Annotated in this window: 14 protein-coding genes; 8 read left to right on the top strand and 6 right to left on the bottom strand. The window is 70.5% G+C overall.

Translation table 11 applies throughout. The features are described 5' to 3' along the window. The first annotated feature begins 172 nt into the window (after window positions 1-172). The 7 genes from glgA to glgX all read left to right on the top strand — a co-directional run bounded on the left by glgA (window position 173) and on the right by glgX (window position 12933). Window positions 173-1744, top strand: a complete 1572-nt coding sequence (glgA, locus tag HEP75_RS03620; protein ID WP_185825484.1) for a glycogen synthase GlgA — start codon at window positions 173-175, stop codon at window positions 1742-1744. 26 nt (window positions 1745-1770) lie between these two features. Next, window positions 1771-3990 carry a 1,4-alpha-glucan branching enzyme gene (locus tag HEP75_RS03615; protein WP_345776777.1) on the top strand — a complete coding sequence of 740 codons (2220 nt, stop codon included), beginning with the start codon at window positions 1771-1773 and terminating at the stop codon, window positions 3988-3990. Between the two features lie 61 nt (window positions 3991-4051). Further along, window positions 4052-5788: a malto-oligosyltrehalose trehalohydrolase gene (treZ, locus tag HEP75_RS03610; protein WP_185826481.1), complete on the top strand. Its 1737-nt coding sequence runs from the start codon at window positions 4052-4054 to the stop codon at window positions 5786-5788. A gap of 154 nt (window positions 5789-5942) precedes the next feature. Next, the gene (malQ, locus tag HEP75_RS03605) at window positions 5943-7898 is read left to right on the top strand and encodes a 4-alpha-glucanotransferase (RefSeq protein ID WP_185825483.1); all 1956 of its coding nucleotides are present in this window, start codon (window positions 5943-5945) and stop codon (window positions 7896-7898) included. Further along, entirely contained in the window at window positions 7895-10516 is a 2622-nt protein-coding gene (treY, locus tag HEP75_RS03600; RefSeq protein WP_185825482.1) for a malto-oligosyltrehalose synthase, read from the top strand. The genes malQ and treY overlap by 4 nt, the downstream gene beginning before the upstream one ends. 44 nt (window positions 10517-10560) lie before the next feature. After that, on the top strand, window positions 10561-10749 hold the full coding sequence (locus HEP75_RS03595) for a DUF2934 domain-containing protein (RefSeq protein WP_038238289.1): 189 nt from the start codon (window positions 10561-10563) through the stop codon (window positions 10747-10749). A 9-nt stretch (window positions 10750-10758) separates the two neighbouring features. Next, window positions 10759-12933: a glycogen debranching protein GlgX gene (glgX, locus tag HEP75_RS03590; RefSeq protein ID WP_185822152.1), complete on the top strand. Its 2175-nt coding sequence runs from the start codon at window positions 10759-10761 to the stop codon at window positions 12931-12933. A 526-nt stretch (window positions 12934-13459) separates the two neighbouring features. Here the strand turns inward: glgX and cobA are convergent. From cobA to HEP75_RS03565, 5 genes are all read right to left on the bottom strand, one after another. Beyond that, entirely contained in the window at window positions 13460-14197 is a 738-nt protein-coding gene (cobA, locus tag HEP75_RS03585) for a uroporphyrinogen-III C-methyltransferase (RefSeq protein ID WP_221899324.1), read from the bottom strand. Window positions 14198-14447: 250 nt separating this feature from the next. Beyond that, a complete protein-coding gene (locus HEP75_RS03580; protein ID WP_185825480.1) occupies window positions 14448-17240 on the bottom strand; it encodes a nitrate reductase in 2793 nt (930 codons plus the stop codon). Beyond that, complete coding sequence (nirD, locus tag HEP75_RS03575; RefSeq protein ID WP_185825479.1) at window positions 17240-17623, bottom strand: nitrite reductase small subunit NirD; 384 nt, start codon at window positions 17621-17623, stop codon at window positions 17240-17242. The genes HEP75_RS03580 and nirD overlap by 1 nt, the downstream gene beginning before the upstream one ends. 3 nt (window positions 17624-17626) lie before the next feature. Continuing rightward, window positions 17627-20044, bottom strand: a complete 2418-nt coding sequence (gene nirB / locus HEP75_RS03570) for a nitrite reductase large subunit NirB (protein ID WP_255424069.1) — start codon at window positions 20042-20044, stop codon at window positions 17627-17629. A gap of 61 nt (window positions 20045-20105) precedes the next feature. Further along, complete coding sequence (locus HEP75_RS03565; protein WP_185826480.1) at window positions 20106-21275, bottom strand: nitrate/nitrite transporter; 1170 nt, start codon at window positions 21273-21275, stop codon at window positions 20106-20108. Between the two features lie 543 nt (window positions 21276-21818). On the opposite strand from HEP75_RS03565, the gene HEP75_RS03560 reads away from it, so the two are divergent. Next, window positions 21819-22643, top strand: a complete 825-nt coding sequence (locus HEP75_RS03560; protein WP_185825477.1) for a hypothetical protein — start codon at window positions 21819-21821, stop codon at window positions 22641-22643. 14 nt (window positions 22644-22657) lie between these two features. Here HEP75_RS03560 and HEP75_RS03555 read toward each other — a convergent pair whose 3' ends face one another. Beyond that, the gene (locus tag HEP75_RS03555) at window positions 22658-23773 is read right to left on the bottom strand and encodes a CmpA/NrtA family ABC transporter substrate-binding protein (protein ID WP_185825476.1); all 1116 of its coding nucleotides are present in this window, start codon (window positions 23771-23773) and stop codon (window positions 22658-22660) included.

Genomic DNA, 23773 nt, shown 5'->3' with positions numbered 1-23773 from the left:
CCACGCGCTTCACGCCCCTTTTATCGCTGCGTTCGTACATTACTGAAGAGGAGCTGACCCGCTGGGTTGTGCCGCCCCTCTTTTTTCCGGTTTCACGTCGCGCGCCCGCTGCGGACACGCGACGGCAGTCGTTTTCCGTGTGCCCGTCCCCCCCTCCCCGACGGAATCGCCAATGTCGCCTCCCCCGCCCGCCGATCTGCCCGATAGACAACGCGACACCCACCCGGTCCTGCGCGCGCCCCGGCGCCGCCACCGCGATGCGCGCGGACGCTTCATCCGCACCGCCGAAGTCACCGTCAAGCTGCAGCCGGCGCCGCGCCGCGCCAGCCTGTTCGTGACCTCGGAAATGGCCGACTTCATCAAGGCCGGCGGCCTGGGCGACGTCGCCGCGGCGCTGCCGCGCGCGCTGCGCGGCAGCTGCGACATCCGCGTGCTGATCCCCGGCTACCCGGCGGTGCTGCGCAAGACCGGTCCGCTGGAGATCGTCGGCCACATCGCCGCGCACGCCGGGCTGCCGGCCTGCGCGCTGGGCCGCGCGGACCGCCCCGACGGACTGTGCGTGTACGTGCTGCTGTGCCCGCAGCTGTTCGAGCGCCAGGGTTCGCCCTACGTGTCCAGCGAAGGCCGCGACTGGGAAGACAACGCGCTGCGCTTCGCCACGCTGTCGCACGCCGCCGCGCAGATCGCCGGCGGCCGCGCCGGGCTGGACTGGAATCCGGACCTGCTGCACCTCAACGACTGGCCGTGCGCGCTGGCCGCCGCCTACGTGCGCTGGTCCGGCGGGCGCACGCCGTGCCTGCTGACCATCCACAACCTGGCCTACCAGGGCCTGTTCCCGTACGCGATGGCCAGCACGCTGGGCATCCCCGACAACGGCCTGCAGGATCTGGAGTTCTACGGGCAGATGTCGTTCCTGCGCGCCGGCATCGTCCACGCCGACCACGTCAACACGGTCAGCGTCAGCTACGCCGCGCAGATCACCGGCCCGGCGCAGGGCTGCGGCCTGGACACGCTGCTGGCCCGGCATGCCGCCAGCGGCCGCCTCAGCGGCATCGTCAACGGCATCGACGCCAGCTGGGACCCGCGGACCGACGATCACCTGCATACCCATTTCGGCATCGACCAGGTCCAGGGCAAGCGCGAGAACGCGGCCCAGGTGCGTCGCGCGTTCGGCCTGATCGACAGCGACGGCCCGTTGTTCGCGGTGGTGTCGCGGCTGGTGCACCAGAAAGGCCTGGACATGATCTGCGAGGTGGCGCCGCAGATCGTCGCCGCCGGCGGCCAGATCGTGGTGATCGGTGGCGGCGAGCCGCAGATCGAGCAGGCGGTGGCGGCGCTGGCGCGGCGCTTCCCCGGCCATGTCGGCGCCCATATCGGCTTCGAAGAGCGCCTGGCACGGCGCATGTTCGCCGGTTCGGACTTCCTGCTGATGCCGTCGCGCTTCGAACCGTGCGGGCTGAGCCAGATGTATGCGCAGCGTTTCGGAAGCCTGCCGATCGCGCACGCCACCGGCGGCCTGATCGATACCGTGGACGATGGCGTGACCGGCTTCCTGTTCGAGGAGCCGTCCGCCGATGGCCTGCGCCGCTGCCTGCAGCGGGTGTTCCGCACCTTCCGCCTGCCCGGTCTGCTGCAGGCGATGCGCCGCGCGGCGATGCTGCGGCCCAGCGGTTGGGATCTGGCCGGGCGCAAGTACATGGCCCTGTACGACCGCACTGCTCCGCTGTCGCCGGCGGTGGCATGAGCGAACGGGAACAGGCGCCGGACGCGATCCCGGTGTGGGACGCGCCGCTGGAAGCGGCGAACGACGAGCGCGAACGCCTCGCCCTGCAGGCGCTGGCGCGCGGCGACGCGGTGGACGCGTTCGCCTGGCTGGGCCCGCACGCCGGCGACGACGGCGTGCTCCGGGTGCGCGCGCTGGTGCCAGGCGCCGACGCGCTGGGCCTGCTCGACGGCAACGGCAAACTGGTGGCACGGATGCGCGCGCACCCGGAGGCCGAGAGCGTATTCGAAGGCGAACTGAAGACCACGACAGCCTATCGGCTGCGCATCGTGTGGCCGGACGCGGTGCAGGAAATCGACGATCCGTACGCGTTCGGCCCGGTGCTGGACGAGGCCTGGCTGCAAGGCATGGCCGAGGGCGATGGCGCCGCGCTGCGCACCGCGCTGGGCGCGCACCACACCCGTATCGGCACGGTCGACGGGGTGCGCTTCGCGGTGTGGGCGCCGCATGCGCGGCGGGTCGCGCTGGTCGGCGACTTCAACGGCTGGGACGGCCGCCGCCATCCGCTGCGTCTGCATCGCCAGGCCGGCGTCTGGGAACTGTTCGTGCCGGGGCTGCGCGGCGGCGAGCACTACCAATACGAGATCCTGGACGCCGACGGCACGCCGCTGCCGCGCAAGGCCGACCCGGTCGCCCGCCACAGCACGCGCGCACCGGATACCGCCTCGGTGGTGCCCAGCGCCGCCGACTTCGCCTGGCACGATTCGGCCTGGCTGGCGCAGCGCGAAACGCGCGCCGGCGCCGCGCAGCCGATGAGCATCTACGAGCTGCACGCCGGCTCCTGGCGCCACGACGCGCACGGCCAGCCGCTGCAGTGGGACGCGCTGGCCGCGCAGCTGATCCCGTACGTGCAGGAACTGGGCTTCACCCATATCGAACTGCTGCCGATCACCGAATATCCGTTCGGCGGCTCCTGGGGCTACCAGCCGCTGGGCCTGTTCGCGCCGACCGCGCGGCATGGCGACGCGGACGGTTTCGCGCGCTTCGTCGATGCCTGCCACCAGGCCGGGATCGGGGTGATCCTGGACTGGGTCGGCGCGCACTTTCCCGACGACGCGCATGGCCTGCAGCGCTTCGACGGCACCGCACTGTACGAACACGCCGATCCGCGCGAAGGCGTGCATCGCGAGTGGAACACGCTGATCTACAACTACGGCCGCGCCGAAGTGGTCGCCTACCTGATCGGCAGCGCGCTGGAATGGATCGAGCGCTTCCACGTCGACGGCCTGCGCGTGGATGCGGTGGCGGCGATGCTGTACCGCGACTACGGCCGCAACGAGGGCGAATGGGTACCCAACGCCCAGGGCGGGCGCGAGAACCTGGAGGCGATCGCGTTCCTGCGCCGGCTCAACGCCGAGATCGCGCAACGCTTCCCCGGGGTGCGGGTGATCGCCGAGGAATCCACCGCCTGGCCGGGCGTGACCGCGCCGCCGGAACAGGGCGGGCTGGGTTTCAGCCACAAGTGGAACATGGGCTGGATGCACGACACGCTGAGCTACATGCGGCGCGACCCGATCCACCGCCAGCACCACCACAGCGAGATGAGCTTCGGCCTGGTGTACGCGTTCTCCGAGCACTTCGTGCTGCCGCTGTCGCACGACGAAGTGGTGCACGGCAAGGGCTCGCTGCTGGCGAAGATGCCCGGCGACACCTGGCAACGCTTCGCCAACCTGCGCGCCTATCTGGCCTTCATGTGGGCGCATCCGGGACGCAAGCTGCTGTTCATGGGCGGCGAGTTCGGGCAGTGGCAGGAATGGGACCACGACCGCGCGCTGGACTGGGCGCAGGCGCAGCGCCCGGAGCATCGCGGCGTGGCGCGGCTGGTCGGCGACCTCAACCGGCAGCTGCGCGCATTGCCGGCGCTGTACCGCAGCGATCGCGCGGCGGAAGGCTTCGAATGGAGCGTGGCCGACGATCATCGCAACAGCGTGTTCGCCTTCGTGCGCCACGATCGCGCCGGCGGCGCGCCGCCGCTGCTGGCGGTGAGCAACTTCACCCCGAACGTGCACCACGACTACCGCCTCGGCGTGCCGCGCGGCGGGTTGTGGCGCGAAATCCTCAACACCGACAGCGGCCATTACGGCGGCTCCAACCAGGGCAACGGCGGCGCCTTGCGCAGCGTCGCGCAGCCGATGCACGGGCATGCGCAATCGCTGGCGCTGACCTTGCCGCCGCTGTCCACCCTCTGGTTGCAAGCGGAGCATTGACGTGAATATCGCAACGAGCGCAACGCCGACCGGCGACGCCGCCACCGCTTCGCCCACGGCGCTGCGCCAGGGCGCCTGGCCCACCGCCGACGGCAAGGTCGGCTTCGTGTTGTGGGCACCGGACGCGAGCAGCGTCGACATCGTGTTCGACGACGGCAGCCGGCAGCCGCTGGCCGCGGCCGCGGACGGCTATTTCACCGCGACAGTGGCCTGCGCCGCCGGCACCCGCTACCGCTACGCGATCGACGGCGGCGAACCGGTGCCGGACCCGGCCTCGCGCTGGCAGCCCGACGGCGTGCACGGCGCCAGCGCGGTGCTGGCCAGCGACGGCTATCGCTGGCAGCACGACGCCTGGCGCGGCCGGCCGTGGGCGGAAACGGTGTTCTACGAACTGCACGTCGGCGCCTGCGGCGGCTACGTCGGGCTGCGCGCGCAGTTGCGCACGCTGGCGGCGCTGGGCGTCACTGCGATCGAACTGATGCCGCTGGCCGCCTTCCCCGGCCGCCACAACTGGGGCTACGACGGCGTGCTGCCGTACGCGCCGGCCGCGGCCTACGGTCATCCGGACGAACTGAAGGCGCTGATCGACGAGGCCCACGGCCTGGGCCTGAGCGTGTTCCTGGACGTGGTCTACAACCACTTCGGCCCGGACGGCAACTACCTCGGCCAGTACGCCTCGGCGTTCTTCCGCGAAGACGCGCCGACCCCGTGGGGCGCGGCGATCGACTTCCGGCTCGCGCCGGTGCAGCGCTACTTCATCGACAACGCGCTGATGTGGCTGCACGAATACCGCTTCGACGGCCTGCGCCTGGACGCGGTGCACGCGATCGTGCCGAACGCATTCCTGGACACGCTGCGCGAGGCGATCGCGGCCAGCGTGCCGGCCGGGCGCCACGTGCACCTGGTGCTGGAAAACGAGGCCAACCAGGCCGGCGTGCTGGAGCGCGGCTACAGCGCGCAGTGGGACGACGATTTCCACAACAGCCTGCACGTGCTGCTGACCGGCGAAGACGAGGGCTACTACGCCGGCTTCGCCGATGCGCCGGCGCAGCACCTGGCGCGGGTGCTGGGCGAAGGCTTCGCCTACCAGGGCCAGGCCGACCACCGCGGGCATGCGCGCGGCGAGCCGAGCGCGCAGCTGCCGCCGCACAAGTTCGTGATCTTCGCGCAGAACCACGACCAGATCGGCAACCGCGCGCGCGGCGACCGGCTGATCACCCAGGTGTCCGAGCCGGCGCTGCGCGCGGCGCTGGCGCTGACCGCGCTGACCCCGATGATCCCGCTGTTCTTCATGGGCGAGCCGTGGGGCAGCCGTACCCCGTTCCTGTTCTTCACCGACTTCGCGCCGCCGCTGGACGAGGCGGTGCGCGAAGGCCGGCGCCGCGAATTCGCGCATTTCGCCGCGTTCGCCGATCCCGCGCAGCGCGCGACCATTCCCGACCCGAACGCGCCGAGCACGTTCGAAGCCTCCATCGCCGACATCAGCGATGCCACCCATGGCGACGGCGCGCGCTGGCGCGACTGGTTCGTGGCGCTGATGGCGTTGCGCCGCCAGCACCTGGTGCCGGCGTTGCCCCAGGCACGCGCCGTGGGAGCACGCACGCTGGGGCCGAAGGCGGTGGCCGCGGGCTGGAACCTGGGCAACGGCGAGTGGCACGTGGCCGCGAACTTCGGCGACACGCCGGTGGCGCTGGACCTGCCCGGCGTGACGGTGCATGCCGAGAACGCCGGCGACGATCCGGCGCAGCTGCCGCCGAACGCCTTCGTCGCCCGCTACCGAGCCGGTTCCGCAACGTGAGCGCGGGCTGTCGCGACGCCATCGCGACAGCGCTTCCGGCAAGCTGCCCATTCCGTTCGTCGCCCGCGAGCGTGCGCCTGCCTGACAGGTGCGCCGCGCGCGCGACGACGGCTGTGCGTCCTTCTTTCCCCATTGCCGCGGCCCCGACTCGCCCATGACCGATAGCCCCCTGCACACCCTGGCGTCCGCCGCCGGCCTGCTGGTCGATTGGATCGACGCATCCGACACGCCGCGGACGGTCGGCCCTGACACGCTGCGCAGCGTGCTCGGCGCGCTCGGCCTGGACGCGCACGACGACGCCGCCTGCCGCGACAGCCTGCGCCGGCTGCAAGCCGGCGGCGGCAGCGCCGCACCGTTGCTGACCGCCGACGTCGGCACGCCGATCGACGCCGGCGGCACGCCGGGCGCGGCATACCGGCTCGAGCACGAGGACGGCAGCAGTCGCGACGGCCGCTTCGATGCGCAGGGCCGCGTCGCCGCATTGGATGCCCACGGCTACTGGACCCTGCAGCACGGCGACCGCCACACCACGCTGGCGGTGGCGCCGGCGCGTTGCTACGGCGTGGCCGACGCGGTCGGCGAGGATGCGCCGCGGCGCTGGGGCCTGTCGCTGCAGGTGTATTCGGCGCAAGCCCCAGGCGACGCCGGCATCGGCGATGCGGACGGCGTCGCCGCCTGGGCCGAGCGCATCGCGCGTGCCGGCGGCGATGCGATCGCGCTGAGTCCGGTGCATGCGGCGCGGCCGATCGGCACGCACTACAGCCCGTATTCGCCAGGCGACCGCCGTTTCCTGGATCCGCTGCAGGCCGCCCCGGCACGCGTGCTTGGCGCCGCGGCAGCGCAGCGCGCCATGCAGGCGGCCGGGCTGGAACAGGCCTTCGCCGACGCGCAGACGCGCGCGCTGATCGACTGGCCGGCCTCGGCCGCGGCGAAGTGGCAGTGGCTGCGCCAGCTGCATGCCGATTTCGCCCAGGCCGACGCCGCGCTGCACGCGGATTTCGCGGCGTTTCAGCACGAGCGCGGCGCCGCGCTACGCGACTACGCCGCGTTCGCCGCGCGCGATTTCGGCGATGCCGATCCAGCCTTGCACAGCTTCGCGCAGTGGCTGGCCGCGCGCAGCTGGGCCGGCGTGCAGCGGCAGGCGCGCGCTGCCGGCATGGGCATCGGCCTGATCGCCGACCTGGCGGTGGGCTTCGATCCCGGCGGCGCCGAGGCCGCGGCCTGGCCGCAGGCGGTGCTGGCCGGGCTGGAACTGGGCGCACCACCGGATGCGTTCAACGGCGACGGCCAGGCCTGGGGCATCGGCGGTTATTCGCCGACCGGGCTGCGCGCCAGCGGCTTCGCGCCCTTCATCGAACTGCTGCGTGCGGTGATGCGCGACCGCGGCGGCGTGCGCATCGACCACATCCTCGGCCTGCTGCGGCTGTGGACGATCCCGCGCGGCGCCAGCTCGGCCGACGGCGTGTACCTGCGCTATCCGCTGCACGACCTGCTGCGCCTGCTGGCGCTGGAATCGTGGCGGCACCGCGCGATCGTGATCGGCGAAGACCTGGGCGTGGTGCCGGACGGCATCCGCGCCGAGCTGTCGCAGCGCGGAGTGATGGGCATCGATGTGCTGCTGTTCACCCGCGACGCCAAGGGCGCGTTCCTGGCGCCGGCGCAATGGCGCGGCGATGCCATCGCCACCACCACCACCCACGACCTGCCGACGCTGCGCGGCTGGCGCCGCGGCGAGGACATCGACTGGCGCCGCCGCCTGCAGCTGTCCGACGCCGCGCAGCAACGCGCCGACCACCTGACCCGCAGCGCCGACGTGGCGCGCATGGACGCCGCGGTCGCCGCGGCGCTGCCGCAGGCGCAGAACCCGGAACTGGACGCGCTGCGCTTCGTCGCCGCCACGCCCTCGCCGCTGGCGCTGCTGCCGGCCGAGGACGCGCTGGGCCTGGACCAGCAACCCAATCTGCCCGGCACTGTCGATGGCCACCCGAACTGGCGCCGGCGCTTGCCGGCGGCGGACACCGCGGCCGCCGGCGCACCGCTCGACACCCGCCTGGAGGCGTTCGCGCACGCGCGCCGCAACGCCTCCCCCGCGCAAGGAACCGACGCATGAGCTTCACCCCGCTGCGCGCCACCGCGCGCCTGCAATTGCACGCCGGCTTCACCCTGCTCGACGCCGCCGCGCAGGTGCCCTACTACGCCGGCCTGAGCATCAGCCATCTGTACCTGTCGCCGATCGGCTGCGCGGTGCCCGGCTCCACCCACGGCTACGACGTCACCGATCCGCGCCAGGTCAATCCCGAACTCGGCGGCGAACCGGCGCTGCTGCACCTGTCCGAGCGCGTGCGCGCGCACGGCATGGGTCTGATCCTGGACATCGTGCCCAACCACATGGCCGCGCACGCGGCCAATCCGTGGTGGTGGGACGTGCTCAAGCATGGCCGGCGCAGCCGCCACGCCGGCTGGTTCGACATCGACTGGCGCGCGCCCGGACGCGACGGCAAGCTGTGGCTGCCGGTGCTGGACCGCAGCTATGCGCAGGCGCTGAGCGAAGGCGCGCTGCAACTGCGCGTGGCCGAGGACGGCGAGGTGCAGCTGGAGCACCACGAGCAGCGCTTCCCGATCCGCCTGGAAGGCGCCGTCGCCCACGATTCGCCGGCCGTGCGCCAGGCCTGGGCGGCACGGCTCAACGACGCGGCGCGGCTGGGCGACGACGCGCTGCATCGGCTGATCGAACGCCAGTGCTACCGGCTGGCCTGGTGGCGGGTCGGCAACGACATGCTCAACTACCGCCGCTTCTTCGACATCACCTCGCTGGCGGCGCTGCGCGTGGAGCAGAACGAGGTGTTCGCCGCGGTGCACGAACTGCCGCTGCGGCTGGTCGCCGAAGGCCACCTGGACGGCGTGCGCGTGGACCACGTCGATGGCCTGGCCGATCCCACCGGCTACGTGCAGCGGTTGCGCGCGCAGCTGGACCGTGCCGGGCGCCGCCGCGGCATCGCCGCTGGCGGCATCGCGCTGTACATCGAGAAGATCCTGGCGCCGCAGGAAACCCTGCGCAGCGACTGGCCGTGCGACGGCAGCACCGGCTACGACTTCATGGACCAGGTCGCCGGCGTGCTGCACGACCCGGCCGGCGCCGCGCCGCTGACCGCGCTGTGGCGCCGCGAGACCGGCCGCAGCGGCGACTTCGGCCAGGAGCAGCGCGCCGCGCGCGACGAGATCCTGCAAGGTTCGCTGCAGACCGAGTTCGTGCGCACCGTGCAGGCGCTGGCCGCCGCCGCGCACCTGGACCCGGCCACCCGCGAGTTCAGCCCGCAGATGCTGGCGCGCGGGCTGATGGCGCTATTGCGGCACTTCGAGGTGTACCGCACCTACGCCGGCCCCGATGGCCTGGACGAAGCCGATGCGGCGCGCCTGGCCCAGGCCGCGCAGCGTGCGCGCAATGGAGCCGAGCCGCGGGTGTGCGCGGCGATCGACGCGATCGAGCGCTGGAGCCGCGACGGCCGCGGCACCGGCAAGGCGCAGATCGCGCTGCGGCGCATCGTGCGCCGGCGCATCGAGCAGCTGTCGGCGCCGCTCAACGCCAAGTCGGTCGAGGACACCGCGTTCTACCGCCATGGCGTGCTGCTGTCGCGCAACGAGGTCGGCAGCGACCCGGACGTGTTCGCGTGGGCGCCGGAAGATTTCCACGCCGCCAACGCCGCACGCGCGCAACACCATCCGCGCGCGCTGCTGGCCACCGCCACCCACGACCACAAGCGCGGCGAAGATGTGCGCATGCGCCTGGCCGTGCTCAGTGCGCAGGCGCCGTGGTGGGCCGAACAGGTGGCGCGCTTGCAGGCCTTGTCCGCCGACCTGTTGCCCGCCGGTAGCGCCGCGCCGCTGCCCGGCGACGTGCTGATGCTGTGGCAGATGCTGGTCGCCGCCTGGCCGCTGGAACTGGCCAGCGACGATGCCGCCGGCCTGGCCGACTACGCCGAGCGCATCGGCGCCTGGCAGCTGAAGGCCGCACGCGAAGCCAAGCTGCGCACTTACTGGACTTGGCCGGACGAAGCCTACGAACGCGGCGCGCGCGCGCTGCTGGACGCGGCGCTGCTGGCGCCGGCCGGCGCGCCGCTGCGCGAGGCGCTGGCGCAGGCCGCGGCCGCGCTGGCCCCGGCCGGCGCGCTCAACAGCCTGGTGCAGACCACGCTGCGGCTGAGCGTGCCCGGCGTGCCCGACCTGTACCAGGGCAGCGAAGGTTGGGACCTGTCGCTGGTCGATCCGGACAACCGCCGCCCGGTGGATTACGCGCTGCGCCAGGCCTGGCTGCACGACGACACCGAAGCGTCGGCGCTGCTGCGCGACTGGCACAGCGGCCACATCAAGGCATGGTTGACCGCGCAGCTGCTGCACCTGCGCGGCGCGCATCCGGCGCTGTTCGCGCATGGCGGCTATCGCCCGCTGCAGGCGCAGGGCCCGCACGCGCAACACGTGCTCGGCTTCGCGCGCGAACACGCCGGCAAGACCCTGCTGGTGGTGGTGCCGCGCCTCACCGCAGCTACGCAAGCGCTGGATGCGGCGGCGCCGTTACGCGCGCAGTTGGATTGGCATAACACCTTTCTGACGTTGCCCGCGGCACAGTACAAGAACGTGCTGAGCGGGCGCGACCTCACGGCATCGGCCTCGATGCCGGTGGCGGACCTGTTCGCCGAGTTCCCGGTGGCCGTGCTGGTCGCCGTTCCCTGACATGCGGGTGGCCGTGCTGGCCACCTTCCCCTGACAAGACCGCCATGGACGCAGACACACGCCAGCGCCGCATCGAACAACTCGCACACGAAATCTGGGAAGCCGAAGGCCGGCCCGACGGCCGCGCCGCCCGCCACTGGGCCATGGCCGAACGCCTGGTCGACGCCGAAGCCCGCGCCGATCCGCAAGACCACTCGCTTTCCCCGGCCGGCAACGGCCCCGCCACGTCGTAAGGATTTCGCATGCCGCTTCGCAAGCTCGCCCGCCGCTCCCGCATTCGCGAAGGCCGCTCCTATCCGCTCGGCGCCACCTGGGACGGCCTGGGCGTCAATTTCGCGCTGTACTCGAGCAACGCCACCAAGGTCGAGCTGTGCCTGTTCGACGAACGCGGCCGCGAGGTCGAGCGCATCGTGCTGCCCGAGTACACCGACGAGATCTGGCACGGCTACCTGCCCGACGCGCGCCCCGGCCAGTTGTATGGCTATCGCGTGTATGGTCCTTACGCGCCCGACGCCGGGCACCGCTTCAATCCCAACAAGCTGCTGCTCGATCCCTACGCCAAGCAACTGGTCGGCGAGCTGAAATGGGCGCCCGCGCTATTCGGCTACACCATCGGCCACAAGGACGCGGACCTGAGCTTCGACCGCCGCGACAGCGCCGCCTACGTGCCCAAGTGCGCGGTGATCGATCCGGCCTTCACCTGGGGCAAGGACCAGCGTCTGCAGACGCCGTGGGACCGCACGGTGATCTACGAGACCCACGTGCGCGGCACCACCATGCGCCACCCGTCGGTGCCCGAGGCCTGGCGCGGCACCTTCTCCGGGCTCAAGGTGGACGAGGTGGTGGAGCACATCAAGCGGCTCGGCATGACCGCGGTGGAGCTGCTGCCGGTGCACGCCTTCGTCGACGACGAATACCTGCTCAAGCAGGGCCTGCGCAACTACTGGGGCTACAACACCATCGGCTTCTTCGCGCCGCAGCCGCGCTACATGGCCACGCGCACCGTGGCCGAGTTCAAGCAGATGGTGGCGCGGCTGCACCACGCCGGGCTGGAAGTGATCCTGGACGTGGTCTACAACCACACCGCCGAAGGCAACGAACTGGGGCCGACGCTGTCGTTCAAGGGCATCGACAACGCCAGCTACTACCGTCTGGCCGAGAACCGCCGCTTCTATATCAACGACACCGGCACCGGCAACACCTTCGACCTGACCAATGCCGGCGCGCTGCGCATGGTCAACGACTCGCTGCGCTACTGGGTGTCGGAGATGCACGTGGACGGATTCCGCTTCGACCTGGCCACCATCCTCGGCCGCGAGCATCACGGCTTCGACCCGAAGGGCGGCTTCCTCGACGCCTGCCGCCAGGATCCGCTGCTGAGCCAGGTCAAGCTGATCGCCGAACCGTGGGACGTGGGTCCCGGCGGTTACCAGGTCGGCGGCTTCCCACCCGGCTGGTCGGAATGGAACGACAAGTTCCGCGACAACGTGCGCGCGTTCTGGCGCGGCGACGAAGGCCAGCTGGCGGAACTGGCCACGCGCCTGACCGGCTCGGCCGACCTGTTCAACCACCGCGGCCGCCGCCCCACCGCCTCGGTCAACTTCGTCACCGCCCACGACGGCTTCACCCTGCACGACCTGGTCAGCTACGAGCACAAGCACAACGAAGCCAACGGCGAAGACAACCGCGACGGTTCGGACAACAACATCTCGGCCAACTACGGCGTGGAAGGCGAGAGCGACGACGAGCAGGTCAACGCGCTGCGCCTGCGGCAGATGCGCAACATGCTGGCCACGCTGCTGCTGTCGCAGGGCACGCCGATGCTGCTGGCCGGCGACGAGTTCGGGCGCAGCAAGGGCGGCAACAACAACACCTACTGCCAGGACAACGAACTGACCTGGCTGAACTGGGAAAGCGGCGAGCGCGCGCAACGGCTGACCGCGTTCGTGACGCGCCTGACCCATCTGCGCGCGCACTACCCGCTGCTGCACCGCGCGCGCTTCTTCGACGGCGTCTACGACGAAGAGCTGGGCATCAAGGACGTGAGCTGGCTGGCGCCGGACGGCGAGGAAATGAACGAGGCATCCTGGCACGACCCGCACGCCCGCGCGCTGATGATGCGCCTGGACGGCAGGGCGCCATCCAGCGGCCTGCGCCAGGCGGCGTCGAACGTGACCTTGCTGATGATCGTCAACGGCGCCACCGAGGACGTGACCTTCACCTTGCCGATGGTCGAAGGCGAGCACTGGCGCGTGTTGATCGACACCGCCGAACGCGATCACGAACACGGCCTGCCCGGAGGCTCGCAATGGCATGGCATCTGCCGCTCGCTGACCCTGCTGGCCGCGGAACGCGACGGCAAGGTCGCCGCGTCCCAACACCAGAATGCGGCGCCGCCGCCGGCACCAGCGGCGTAACCCGAAGCGGTAGCACACAGCGGCCCAGATCGATTGCTGGGCCGCTCTCCGCACAGACAAACCCGCCTATGTAGGAGCGGCTTCAGCCGCGACCGTATCCGCAGCCGGCAGCCCATCCGGGTTCAAGATGTCGCGATGGCTCAAGGTCATCGACTTCGGAGCGTTCTGCGATGCCGAGACATTTCGACTCCGCTCGTCGCGGCTGAAGCCGCTCCTACAGGACCGCGGCACATTGCATGCGGTGCACTGTAGGAGCGGCTTCAGCCGCGACTGTATCCGTAGCCGGCAGCCCATTCGTGTTCAAGATGCCGCGATGGCTCGAGGTCGTCGGCTTCGGGGCGTTGTGCGATGTGGACGCACTGCGACTGCGTTCGTCGCGGCTGAAGCCGCTCCTACAGGGAGCGCTGGCGAATTTTCGATGCCGATGCTGTCATTTGTGGGAGCGACTCTGGGTGGCCTCGAGCCATGAGTCGCGACGGGCTTTACCGGTGAAGCCGGTCGCGACTGAAGTCGCTCCCACAAGGAATCATGCTATCGCCTGCAGTGCGTGCAACTGCGCGAACTGCACCTGCGCTTCGCCCACCGCGCCGCCGATCAGGATCACGCCGGGTGCGCCGACGCGCAGGCCTTCCACATCGGCCGCCAGGCGCTCGAGCGTCGTCAGCAACTGCGTCTGCTGCGGCAGGCTCGCCGACTGCACCACCGCCGCCGGCGTAGCGCCGGGCAGGTGGCGCAGCAAGGCCGCCGTCAGCGCCGCGATGCGGCCCATGCCCATGTAGATCGCCAGCGTGGTGCGGGTGGCGCACAGCGCCGCCCAATCCGGCTCGCCATGGTCCTGGGTGTGCGCGGTGACGAAGGTGATGCCGTGGCAGTGATCGCGATGGGTCAGCGACATGCCCAGCCCGGCCGCCGCCGCGAACCCGGCACTGACGCCATTGACGATACGCACCTCCACGCCCGACGCGCGCAGGAACGCGATCTCCTCGCCGGCGCGGCCGAACAGCAGCGCTTCACCGCCCTTGGCGCGCACCACGTTGGAGCCCTGCAGCGCATAGCGCCGCATCAGCCGGCAGATGAAATTCTGCGGTGTGGACCGGCAGCCGCCGCGCTTGCCGACGCGGATCACCCGCGCCTGCGGCGCGAACTGCACGATGTCGGGATTGACAAGATCGTCGAGCAACAGCACCTGCGCCGCGGCCAGCGCCTTGACCGCCTTCAGCGTCAGCAGTTCCAGGTCGCCAGGACCCGCCGACAGCAGCACCACGCCACCGCCACCACGCACACCCGACACGCTTGCATCGTTCATTGCAGACTCCACCCAGAAAGAAGGAACAACACTCGAGACCTCGCAACCGCCGGTGCACAGTTGCGCGCATCCGCAACGGCACCTACCCGCGGCCGCCACGCGCGCTTTCGCCGCATTTCGTCATTCGCGTGGCAAGGAGGACGGGCACCCACAGCACTTTCTGCGCACTCGACAGCCGGCACACAGGCGATCTGGAAGTTGCGACCGTTCATGCGCGCACCGCCGTGGCGCAAAGCCGCAGCACCTGCGGCATGCACGAACCACATACGCTGCCGCAGCCCAGCCGCGTGCGGATCTCGGCGGGTGCCGCGCCACGCGCGGCTTCGACGCGGATCGCCGATTCGCGCACCTGGGTGCACTGGCACACCACCGGATCGCGCGCCGCGCCGCCGGCCTGGGCGAATGCCGCCAGCCGCGCGCCGTGCCAGGCTTCGCCGCTCAATGCGCGCTCGAGCAACGCTTCACCGCCGGTATCGCGCTGCGCGCCGGCCAACAGCAGGCCATCGAGATGACTGACCGGCGCGGCGCCGCGCCAGGCCACGCGCTTGAGCAGGCCGCGGCGTGCGTCGCGGTATTCGAGGGTGTCGGCATCGCCACCGGCCAGCACCAGCGCTGCGGCCAGTTCCTCCAACTGCGCGGGGACCGGTGCCTGCTCGGCGGCGGCACGCAGCACCAGCCACGCCTGCTCCTGTTCGCCGGCCTCGGCCTGCAGGCTCAACGCGGCATAGCCGAAGTCGCGCAACCACGGTTGCGCCGCGGCCTGCAGCGCGAGCGCATCGCCGCGCCGCGCCAGCAGCAGGTGCCAGCCGAATTCGGCCTTCTCCACGCGCACCGCGGCGTGCTTGAGCTCTGGCTGCTGCGAACGCGCGTCCACCGTGCCCAGGCTGAGTTCGTTGATGCCGCCGCTGTCCAGGAACTGCGCGTTCCAGTGCATCGCCGCGAACACGTCGCCCGAGCGCATTTCCTCGCACGCTTGCAGCGGCAACACCAGGCTGCCGCGCTTGCTGACGATGCGCACCAAGTCGCCGTCGCGCAGCCCGCGCCGTGCGGCGTCCTGCGGATGCATGCGCAGGCCCGGCTGCGGACTGTGCGCGAACAGCGACGGCACCCGCCCGCTGCGCGACATGCCGTGCCACTGGTCGCGCAGGCGCCCGGTCAAAAGTCTCAACGGGAAACGCGCCGAGGTCGGCTCGGCCACCGGCTTGTACGGCGTGGGATGGAAGCGCGCACGGCCGTCGGCGGTGGCGAACACGCCATCGGCGTAACGCCGCGCCTGGCCGTGCGCGGCGCCGGCCGGCAGCGGCCATTGCTGCGGGCCTTGCGCGTCCAGCCGCGCGTAGTCGAGTCCGCCGATGTCCAGGTCGCGGCCAACCGTCAATGCACGGTGCTCGTCGAACACCGCCGCGGTATCGGCGAAGCCGAAGCGCGAGCCGGCTGCCGGCGCATCCAGCCGCGCTTCCAGCCGCCGCGCCACCTCGCTGGCGATCCACCAGTCGGGCCTGGCCGCGCCCGCTGCCGGCAGCGCCTTGCGCACGCGCGAGACGCGGCGCTCGGAGTTGGTCACCGTGCCATCCTTCTCGCCCCAGCTCGCCGCCGGCAGCAGCACGTCGGCGTAGGGCACGGTGTCGGTGTGCACGAAGGCTTCCTGCACGATCACCAGCTCGGCCTGGCGCAGCGCATCGCGCACCTGTGCGATGTCCGGCATCGAGTGCACGGGATTGGTGCAGGCGATCCACACCGCCTTGACCTCGCCGCGGCGCAGCGCATCGAACAGCGCCACCGCCGGCAGGCCCGGGCGCGCCGATAGGCGCTCGGCCGGCAGTTGCCACAGCGCTTCCAGCTCGGCGCGATCGCTGGCGCTGGCGATCTCGCGGTGCGCGGCCAGCATCGTCGCCATGCCGCCGACCTCGCGCCCGCCCATCGCGTTCGGCTGCCCGGTCAGCGAGAACGGGCCGGCGCCGGGCTTGCCGATCTGCGCGGTGGCCAGGTGCAGGTGGATCAGCGCCAGGTTCTTGTCGGTGCCGTGCGCGGACTGGTTCAGGCCCATGCAGTACAGCGACAGTGCAGGCGCATCGCGGCCGAACCATTCCGCCGCCTGCACCAGGTCGGCGACCGGCACGCCGCAGATATCGGCGGCCATTGCCGGGGTGTATTCGCGCAGCGTCTGCCGCAGCTCGGCGAAGCCCTGCGTATGCGCGGCGATGAACGCGCGGTCGATGCGGTCTTCCCAGATCAGGTGGTGCAGCATGCCGTTGAACAGCGCCACGTCGGTGCCGGGCTGGATCGGCAGGTGCAGGTCGGCCATCGCCGCGGTGTCGGTGCGGCGCGGATCGACCACGATCCAGCGCACGTCCGGATCGCGCGCGCGCGCGTCCTCGAGCCGGCGGAACAGCACAGGATGCGCATAGGCCATGTTGCTGCCGGCCAGCAGCACGGTCCTGGCCAGCTCCAGGTCTTCGTAGCAGGTCGGCGGGCCGTCCGCGCCCAGTGCCAGCTTGTAGCCGCTGACCGCGCTGGACATGCACAGCCGCGAATTGGTGTCGATGTTGTTGGTGCCGATTAGGCCCTTGGCCAGCTTGTTGAAGACGTAGTAGTCCTCGGTCAGCAGCTGCCCCGACAGGTAGAACGCCACCGCGTCCGGCCCGTGCCGCTCGACGATGCCGGCCAGGCGCTCGGCCACGCTGTCCAGCGCCACCGCCCAATCCACCGCACGCCGCGGCGCGTCGCGGTGCGTGCGCAGTTCCGGCTGCAGCGCGCGGCCATGCAGGCTGCGCACGCTCTCCGGCAAGGTGCGGCCCTTGCTGCACAGCCGGCCGTAGTTGGCCGGGTGTTCCGGGTCGCCTTCGATGCCGACGATGCGCGCCGCGCCATCGGCGCCATGCTCGGTCTCGATCAGCACGCCACAGCCGACGCCGCAGTAGCAGCAGGTGGAACGGGTCAGCGTGCGCCGCGCCGCGTTGTCCGCGGCCGCGCTCGCTGCGGGCACGTGCGCGCCGTCCATCAACCGGCGCCCTGCAACGACAGCCACACGTCGCCGTCGTCCACCCGCACCGGATAGCGGCGCGCGCAGCCCACGTCCGGCGCGCAGGCCTGGCCGCTGTCCAGGGCGATGTTCCAGTTGTGCAGCGGGCAGGTGACGCTGTCGCCGGCGACGATGCCCTGCGACAGCGGCCCGCCCTTGTGCGGGCAACGATCGACCAGTGCGAACACGCGGTCGCCGGCGGTGCGGAACAGCGCGATCGGATCGACGCCGGCGATCTCCAGCACCCGCGCGCCGAGCGCAGGGATGTCGTCGAGCCGGCAGATGCGGATCCAGTGGCGGGTGCCGGCGTCGACGGCGCTGCTGCTGTCGGACGCGACGAGGTCGGAAGCGGCTGCATTCATCGCTCAGTCCTCCACCAGCGCCAACGGCGCGGCCACGCGCAGCGGCTGGAATTCGCGCTGCCTGGCCCCGGCGATGCGCTCCGCCCACGGATCGGGCAGGCCTTCCAGCGCGTACAGCAGCCGCTCGTACAGCGCGCGCCGGTTGGCCGCGTCCTCGATTACGCGCTGGCGGACGTAGTCCATGCCCACGCGCTCGATGTAGTGCACGGTGCGGTCCAGGTAGTAGGCCTCCTCGCGGTACAGCTGCAGGAATGCGCCGGTGTATTCCTTCACCTCCTCGGCGGTCCTGACCTTGACCAGGAACTTGGCGACCTCGGTCTTCATGCCGCCGTTGCCGCCGATGTGCAGCTCCCAGCCCGACTCCACCGCGATGATGCCCACGTCCTTGATCCCGGATTCGGCGCAGTTGCGCGGGCAGCCGGACACCGCCAGCTTCACCTTGTGCGGGCTCCACATGTTGGCCAGCATCGTTTCCAGGTCGATGCCCATCTGCGTGCTGTTCTGCGTGCCGAAGCGGCAGAACTCGCTGCCCACGCAGGTCTTCACCGTGCGGATCGACTTGCCGTAGGCGTGCCCGGAATTCATCCCCAGGTCCTTCCACACGCCCACCAGGTCTTCCTTGCGGATGCCGAGCAGGTCGATGCGCTGGCCGCCGGTGACCTTGACCATCGGCACCGCGTACTTGTCGGCCACGTCGGCGATGCGGCGCAGTTCCGAGGCGTTGGTCACCCCGCCCTTCATCTGCGGGATCACCGAGAAGGTGCCGTCCTTTTGGATGTTGGCGTGGGCGCGCTCGTTGATGAAGCGCGACTGCGGATCGTCCACCGCCTCGCGCGGCCAGGTCGACAGCAGGTAGTAGTTGATCGCCGGGCGGCAGGTGGCGCAGCCGTTGGGACTGCGCCACTGCAACTGCGCGTACACCGCGCCATGGGTGAGCAGCCTGCCCTCGCGGATCGCCTGGCGCACCTCGCCGTGGCTGAGGTCGGTGCAGCCGCACACCGCCTTGGTCTTTGGCGTCTGCTGGAAATTGGAGCCCAGGCAGTTCATCAGGATCTGCTCGACCAGGCCGGTGCACGAGCCGCAGGAACTGGCCGCCTTGGTCTGCTTCTTGACCTCGTCGACGGTGAACAGGCCTTGCGCGTTGATCGCCTTGACGATGGTGCCCTTGCACACGCCGTTGCAGCCGCAGACCTCGTCGCTGTCGCGCATCGCGCTGGCACGGTCCTGGCCGGCGGTGCCGGCGTCGCCGAGCGCGCTTTCGCCGAACATCAGCCGCTCGCGGCGCTCGCCGATCGGGCTGGCGTCCTTGAGCAACTGGAAATACCAGGCGCCGTCGTTGGTATCGCCGTACAGACAGGCGCCGACCAGCTTGTCGTCCTTCAGCACCAGCTTCTTGTAGACGCCGCCGGCCGGATCGGACAGCACGATCTCCTCGCTGCCCTCCCCGCCCATGAAATCGCCGGCGGAGAACAGGTCGATGCTGGTGACCTTGAGCTTGGTCGAGGCCACCGAGCCGCGGTAGATGCCGATGCCGAACCCGGCCAGGTGGTTGGCGCAGATCTTGGCCTGCTCGAACAGCGGCGCGACCAGGCCGTAGGCGATGCCGCGGTGGCTGGCGCATTCGCCGACCGCGTACACCCGCGGGTCGAAGGTCTGCAGCGTGTCGTTGACCACGATGCCACGCGTGCAGTGGATCCCGGCGGCCTGCGCCAGCGCGATGTTGGGGCGGATGCCGGCGGCCATCACCACCAGGTCGGCCGGCACCTCGCTGCCGTCGGAGAACTTCACCGCCACCACTTCGCCGTCTGCATTGCCGACCAGTTCGGTGGTGGAGGTGCCGAGGCGAAACTCCAGGCCGCGTTCGCTGAGCGAGCGCTGCAGCAACTGCCCGGCGACCGGGTCGAGCTGGCGCTCCAGCAGCCAGTCGGCCAGGTGCACCACGGTCACCTGCATGCCGCGCTGCTTGAGTCCATTCGCCGCCTCCAGGCCGAGCAGCCCGCCGCCAATCACCACCGCGTGGCGCTTGCGCGTGGCGGTGTCGATCATGGTCTGCGTGTCGTGCATGTCGCGGTAGCCGATCACGCCCTTCAGCTCCTTGCCCGGCACCGGCAGCACGATCGGCAGCGAGCCGGTGGCCAGCAGCAGGCGGTCGTACGGCGCCTCGGTGCCGTCGGCGGCGATCACCTTGCGCTTGATCCGGTCGATGCGGGTGACTTCCTTGCCCACGTGCAGGCGGATGCCGTGCTCCGCGTACCAGGCCAGCGGATTGAGCACGATCTCCTCGAACCGCTGTTCGCCGGCCAGCACCGGCGACAGCAGGATGCGGTTGTAGTTGGGATGCGGCTCGGCGCCGAACACGGTGATGTCGTACATCCCCGGCATCAGCTTGAGCAGTTCTTCCACGGTGCGGATGCCGGCCATGCCGTTGCCCACCACCACCAGTCTTGGCTTGTTCATGCGAGTCTCGCTTCGGTGGAGAGGATCAGACGCGCGCCGCGCCGGCCGCGGCCCATTGGCTGCGCCAGTGCTGCTTGACGTTGGACAGCAGGCCCCAGGCCAGCAGCGCGCAGCCGGCGAACAGCCACAGCCCCAGCGCATAGCTGCCGGTGTGCTGCTTGACGATGCCCAGCCCCGCGGCGAGCAGGAAGCCGCCGATGCCGCCGGCCATGCCGATCAACCCGGTCATCAGCCCGATGTCGCGGCCGAAACGCTGCGGCACCAGTTGGAACACCGCGCCGTTGCCGGTGCCCATGCACAGCAGGGTCAGCACGAACAGCGCCACCGTCGCCGCAGGACCGCCGACCCCGACCGCCGCGGCGGCCACCAGCAACGCCACCAGCAGATAGATCGACAGCAGCGTGCGCGTGCCGCCGATGCGATCGGCCAGCGCACCGCCGAGCGGACGCATCACCGAGCCGGCCAGCACGCACGCCGCGGTGGCCCAGCCGGCGAGCTTCGGCGAGAAGTCGAACTGATCGTGGAAGTAGCCGGGCAAGGCGCTGGCGAACCCGGCGAAACCGCCGAAGGTGATCGCGTAGAACAGCATGAACCACCACGAATCGCGGTTGCCGACCAGCACCCGCGCGTAGTCGCCCAGATGCTTGCGCGGCACCTCCACCGGCGCGTCCTTGGCGAACGCCGCGAACACCAGCAAGGTCAACAGCAGCGGGATGCAGGCCAGCCCGAACACCGCCTGGTAGCCGAACGCCGTGGCCAGCACCGGCGCGAACAGCGCCGCGAACACTGTGCCGGAATTGCCGGCGCCGGCGATGCCCATCGCCGTGCCCTGGTGCTGCGGCGGATACCAGCGCGAGGCCAGCGGCAGCGCCACCGCGAACGAGGCCCCGGCCACGCCCAGCATCAGCCCCAGCAGCAGCACCTGCGCGAAACTGTGCACGCCCAATTGCCACGCCACCGCCAGCGCCACGATCACCAGCACCTGCGCCAGCATCCCCGCGCGCTTGGCGCCGATCACATCGGCGAGCATGCCCAGGAACAGCCGCAGCACCGCCCCGCACAGGATCGGCACCGCCACCATCAGCGCGCGCTGCTGCGTATCCAGTTGCAGCGCCGCGGCGATCTGCACCTGCAGCGGACCGAGCAGGTACCAGACCATGAAGCTCAGGTCGAAGTACAGGAACGCCGACAACAACGTGGGCGTATGCCCGGCTTGCCAGAAGGATCGATTCATCCGCGCCATCTCCGAGAAACGTTGGGCCGCAGCGCTGCACACCACCCGCAGCGCGCGGTAGTCGAGGGGAGGGAAAACGAAAACGGCGCCGTCCGGTTCGCACCGGAAGACGCCGTTGTCTGGGCAGGCGGGCCGCCGTTGGCCCACCTGCCGAATCGAGTTGGTGCGGACACCCCGTTGCATCCGCGCTGGGACTATCGCAATTGGTGTGCCAAGTGTTTGGGGGGTCGGTGCAGCCGAAGAATTGCCATAAAATTCAAGGCGCTGGGGGATTTTTCCAGCAACCTGTCACCTGATCGTGCGGCCACCGCTACGAGCCTCAACGAACACAAGTGGTGCGCGGCGCACCTTTATTGTGCGTCGCGGCAACCATCGCGTACTGACGCCTTACGTCACTTCGACGCAAGCGCTGTTTGAGTAGGCAGCGTACGGTGACTCCCGCTTGCCGGAACGCACAGGAAGCCGCACGCTGGCTCTTCCCATCGCAATCCCTTCGCCCATCAGATGAAACGCGCCGTGCTCGCCCTATGCCTGCTCAGTAACGCCGCATTGGCGTGCGACAACCACCTGCCGCTCTCGGGCTCGGTCAGCGTGAAAACCTGTTCGCCTAGCAAGGGAGCCGCCGGCTGCGTCTATTCCGGGAAAGCGCTTTACGACTACATGGAAGCCGTGCCGGACAGCGCTGCGGTTTTCATCATTGGCCTGCAGGCCAGTCCGTGGCGCATGTACGACGGAGAGTGGCGCATTCTTACCCCGGAAGACGTCGCCGCGGCCGTCCGTGCGCAACGCGACGAAAAAGTGCAGCGCGTCGAACTGCTGGCCTCGTGGACCGGCGTGTCGCCGGGGCCGGGCGTGCTTTCGCTGGCCGATCGCGTATCCAAGGCATTGGATGACTTTCCAGTGGTGGGCGAAGACGGTTTCCTGTGGCTTTCCAAGGACGGCTCACGCCGCACCACGCACCAGGCCTATACCGTGCGCGAAGGCGCCGGCTCGTATTTCCTGCCTACTGGCGCAGACCTGTTCGTTCCCTTGGTAGCCGGCTGGCCCGCGTTCGTGGAGGGCGATATTGCCGACACCGATCCGGCACTGTTGACGCAGGCTGCGGCCGGTTGGGACGTTCTGTTCCTATGCCCGGACAAGGCCCTCGCTGGCTTCGAACACGCGGCCGCCAAGGGCAGCGCCATTGCCGCCTACAACGCCGCGCTCATGCGCTTGGAACGCGGCGGCGATGCCGACCGCACCACCGCGCTGGCGCTGCTGGAACGCGCGGCGGCGCTGGGGGACGACAAGTCGCAGGCACGGCTGAAGATAGAACGCGCGCAGCGGTAAAGCGTGCTGTATAGCTAAGTAAGCGCGCGCGCATCGTGCCAATCCGGCAACCCATCCTCGCGCTCGTCGCCCGCCGGCACCTCAATCCCCAACTGCGCAGCGGCCGCACGATACGTCTCCAACCGATGCACCCGCGCCACGATCTGCGCATCGTACGCCGCATCCTGCCCGGTCCCCGCCTCGCTCGCCGGCAACCACCCCCAACGCCGAAACTGCTGCAGGAACCAGCGTCCATCCGACAGCCACGGCATGTTCGCCAAACCGCCCGCATGGAAGCGCAGCCCTTGCGGATCGGCACCGTCATCGGCGTCGCCGCCCGGCAGCAGACACGCTGCGATGCGCTCGGCCGGCAAACCGATCACGTCCGGATCGGCCAGCCACGCTACTGCCTCGCGGCGGTGCGCGGCATCGTCGAGCCAGCGGCAGGCGTCGAGCAGCGTGGCGGTTAGCGCGGTTGCCAGTTCCGGCTGCAGCGCGGCGAAGGCGCGGCGGCAGGCCAGCACTTTCTCCGGATGGCCGGGCCATAGTTCGCCGCTGCGGATCGCGCGCCGGCCCACGCCCATCGCTTCGGCCTGCGCCGCCCACGGTTCGCCGGCGCAGTAGCCGTCCAGTTCGCCGCGCGCCAGCGCGTCGGGCATCTGCGGCGGCGGCAGGGTCACCGCCTGGATGTCGCCGATCGGATCCACGCCCTGCGCCGCTAGCCAGTAGTACAGCCACATCGCGTGGGTGCCGGTGGGGAAAGTCTGCGCGAACACCGGCGGGCGACCTAGCGCAGCCAGTGCGCTGCGCAGCGGCGTGCCTTGCGTCAGCGCGTCGGCCAACGCCGGCGCCAGGGTGATCGCCTGGCCGTTCTGGTTGAGCGTGAGCAGGATCGCCATGTCCGCCTGCGGTCCACCGATGCCGCATTCCACGCCGTAGACCAGGCCGGCCAACGCATGCGCCGCGTCCAGTTCGCCGGACAGCAGCTTGTCGCGCACCGCCGCCCACGAGGCCTGCCGCTGCAGGTCCAGGCGCAGGCCGTGGTGGCGGTCCAGGCCCAGCCGCACCGCGGCGACCAGCGGCGCGCAATCGATCAGCGGCAGGTAGCCCAGGCGCAGGGTGCGCGGTTCGGGGTGCAGTGGTGCGCTCAT

This window comes from Xanthomonas sp. SI, from assembly GCF_014236855.1.
In the GTDB taxonomy this organism is placed as follows: Bacteria; Pseudomonadota; Gammaproteobacteria; order Xanthomonadales; family Xanthomonadaceae; genus Xanthomonas_A.
Note: the sequence above shows the minus strand (reverse complement) of the source record. Positions and strands in the feature narration are given on the sequence as shown.

What these genes read in the sequence shown, in the direction of transcription:
- malQ (WP_185825483.1), top strand. Translation starts at nt 5,943, where the DNA reads ATGACCGATAGCCCCCTGCACACCCTGGCGTCCGCCGCCGGCCTGCTG.
- HEP75_RS03560 (WP_185825477.1), top strand. Translation starts at nt 21,819, where the DNA reads ATGAAACGCGCCGTGCTCGCCCTATGCCTGCTCAGTAACGCCGCATTG.
- HEP75_RS03595 (WP_038238289.1), top strand. Translation starts at nt 10,561, where the DNA reads ATGGACGCAGACACACGCCAGCGCCGCATCGAACAACTCGCACACGAA.
- nirD (WP_185825479.1), bottom strand. Translation starts at nt 17,623, where the DNA reads ATGAATGCAGCCGCTTCCGACCTCGTCGCGTCCGACAGCAGCAGCGCC.
- nirB (WP_255424069.1), bottom strand. Translation starts at nt 20,044, where the DNA reads ATGGCCGGCATCCGCACCGTGGAAGAACTGCTCAAGCTGATGCCGGGG.
- glgX (WP_185822152.1), top strand. Translation starts at nt 10,759, where the DNA reads ATGCCGCTTCGCAAGCTCGCCCGCCGCTCCCGCATTCGCGAAGGCCGC.
- glgA (WP_185825484.1), top strand. Translation starts at nt 173, where the DNA reads ATGTCGCCTCCCCCGCCCGCCGATCTGCCCGATAGACAACGCGACACC.
- HEP75_RS03555 (WP_185825476.1), bottom strand. Translation starts at nt 23,773, where the DNA reads ATGAGCGCACCACTGCACCCCGAACCGCGCACCCTGCGCCTGGGCTAC.
- treY (WP_185825482.1), top strand. Translation starts at nt 7,895, where the DNA reads ATGAGCTTCACCCCGCTGCGCGCCACCGCGCGCCTGCAATTGCACGCC.
- HEP75_RS03580 (WP_185825480.1), bottom strand. Translation starts at nt 17,240, where the DNA reads ATGGACGGCGCGCACGTGCCCGCAGCGAGCGCGGCCGCGGACAACGCG.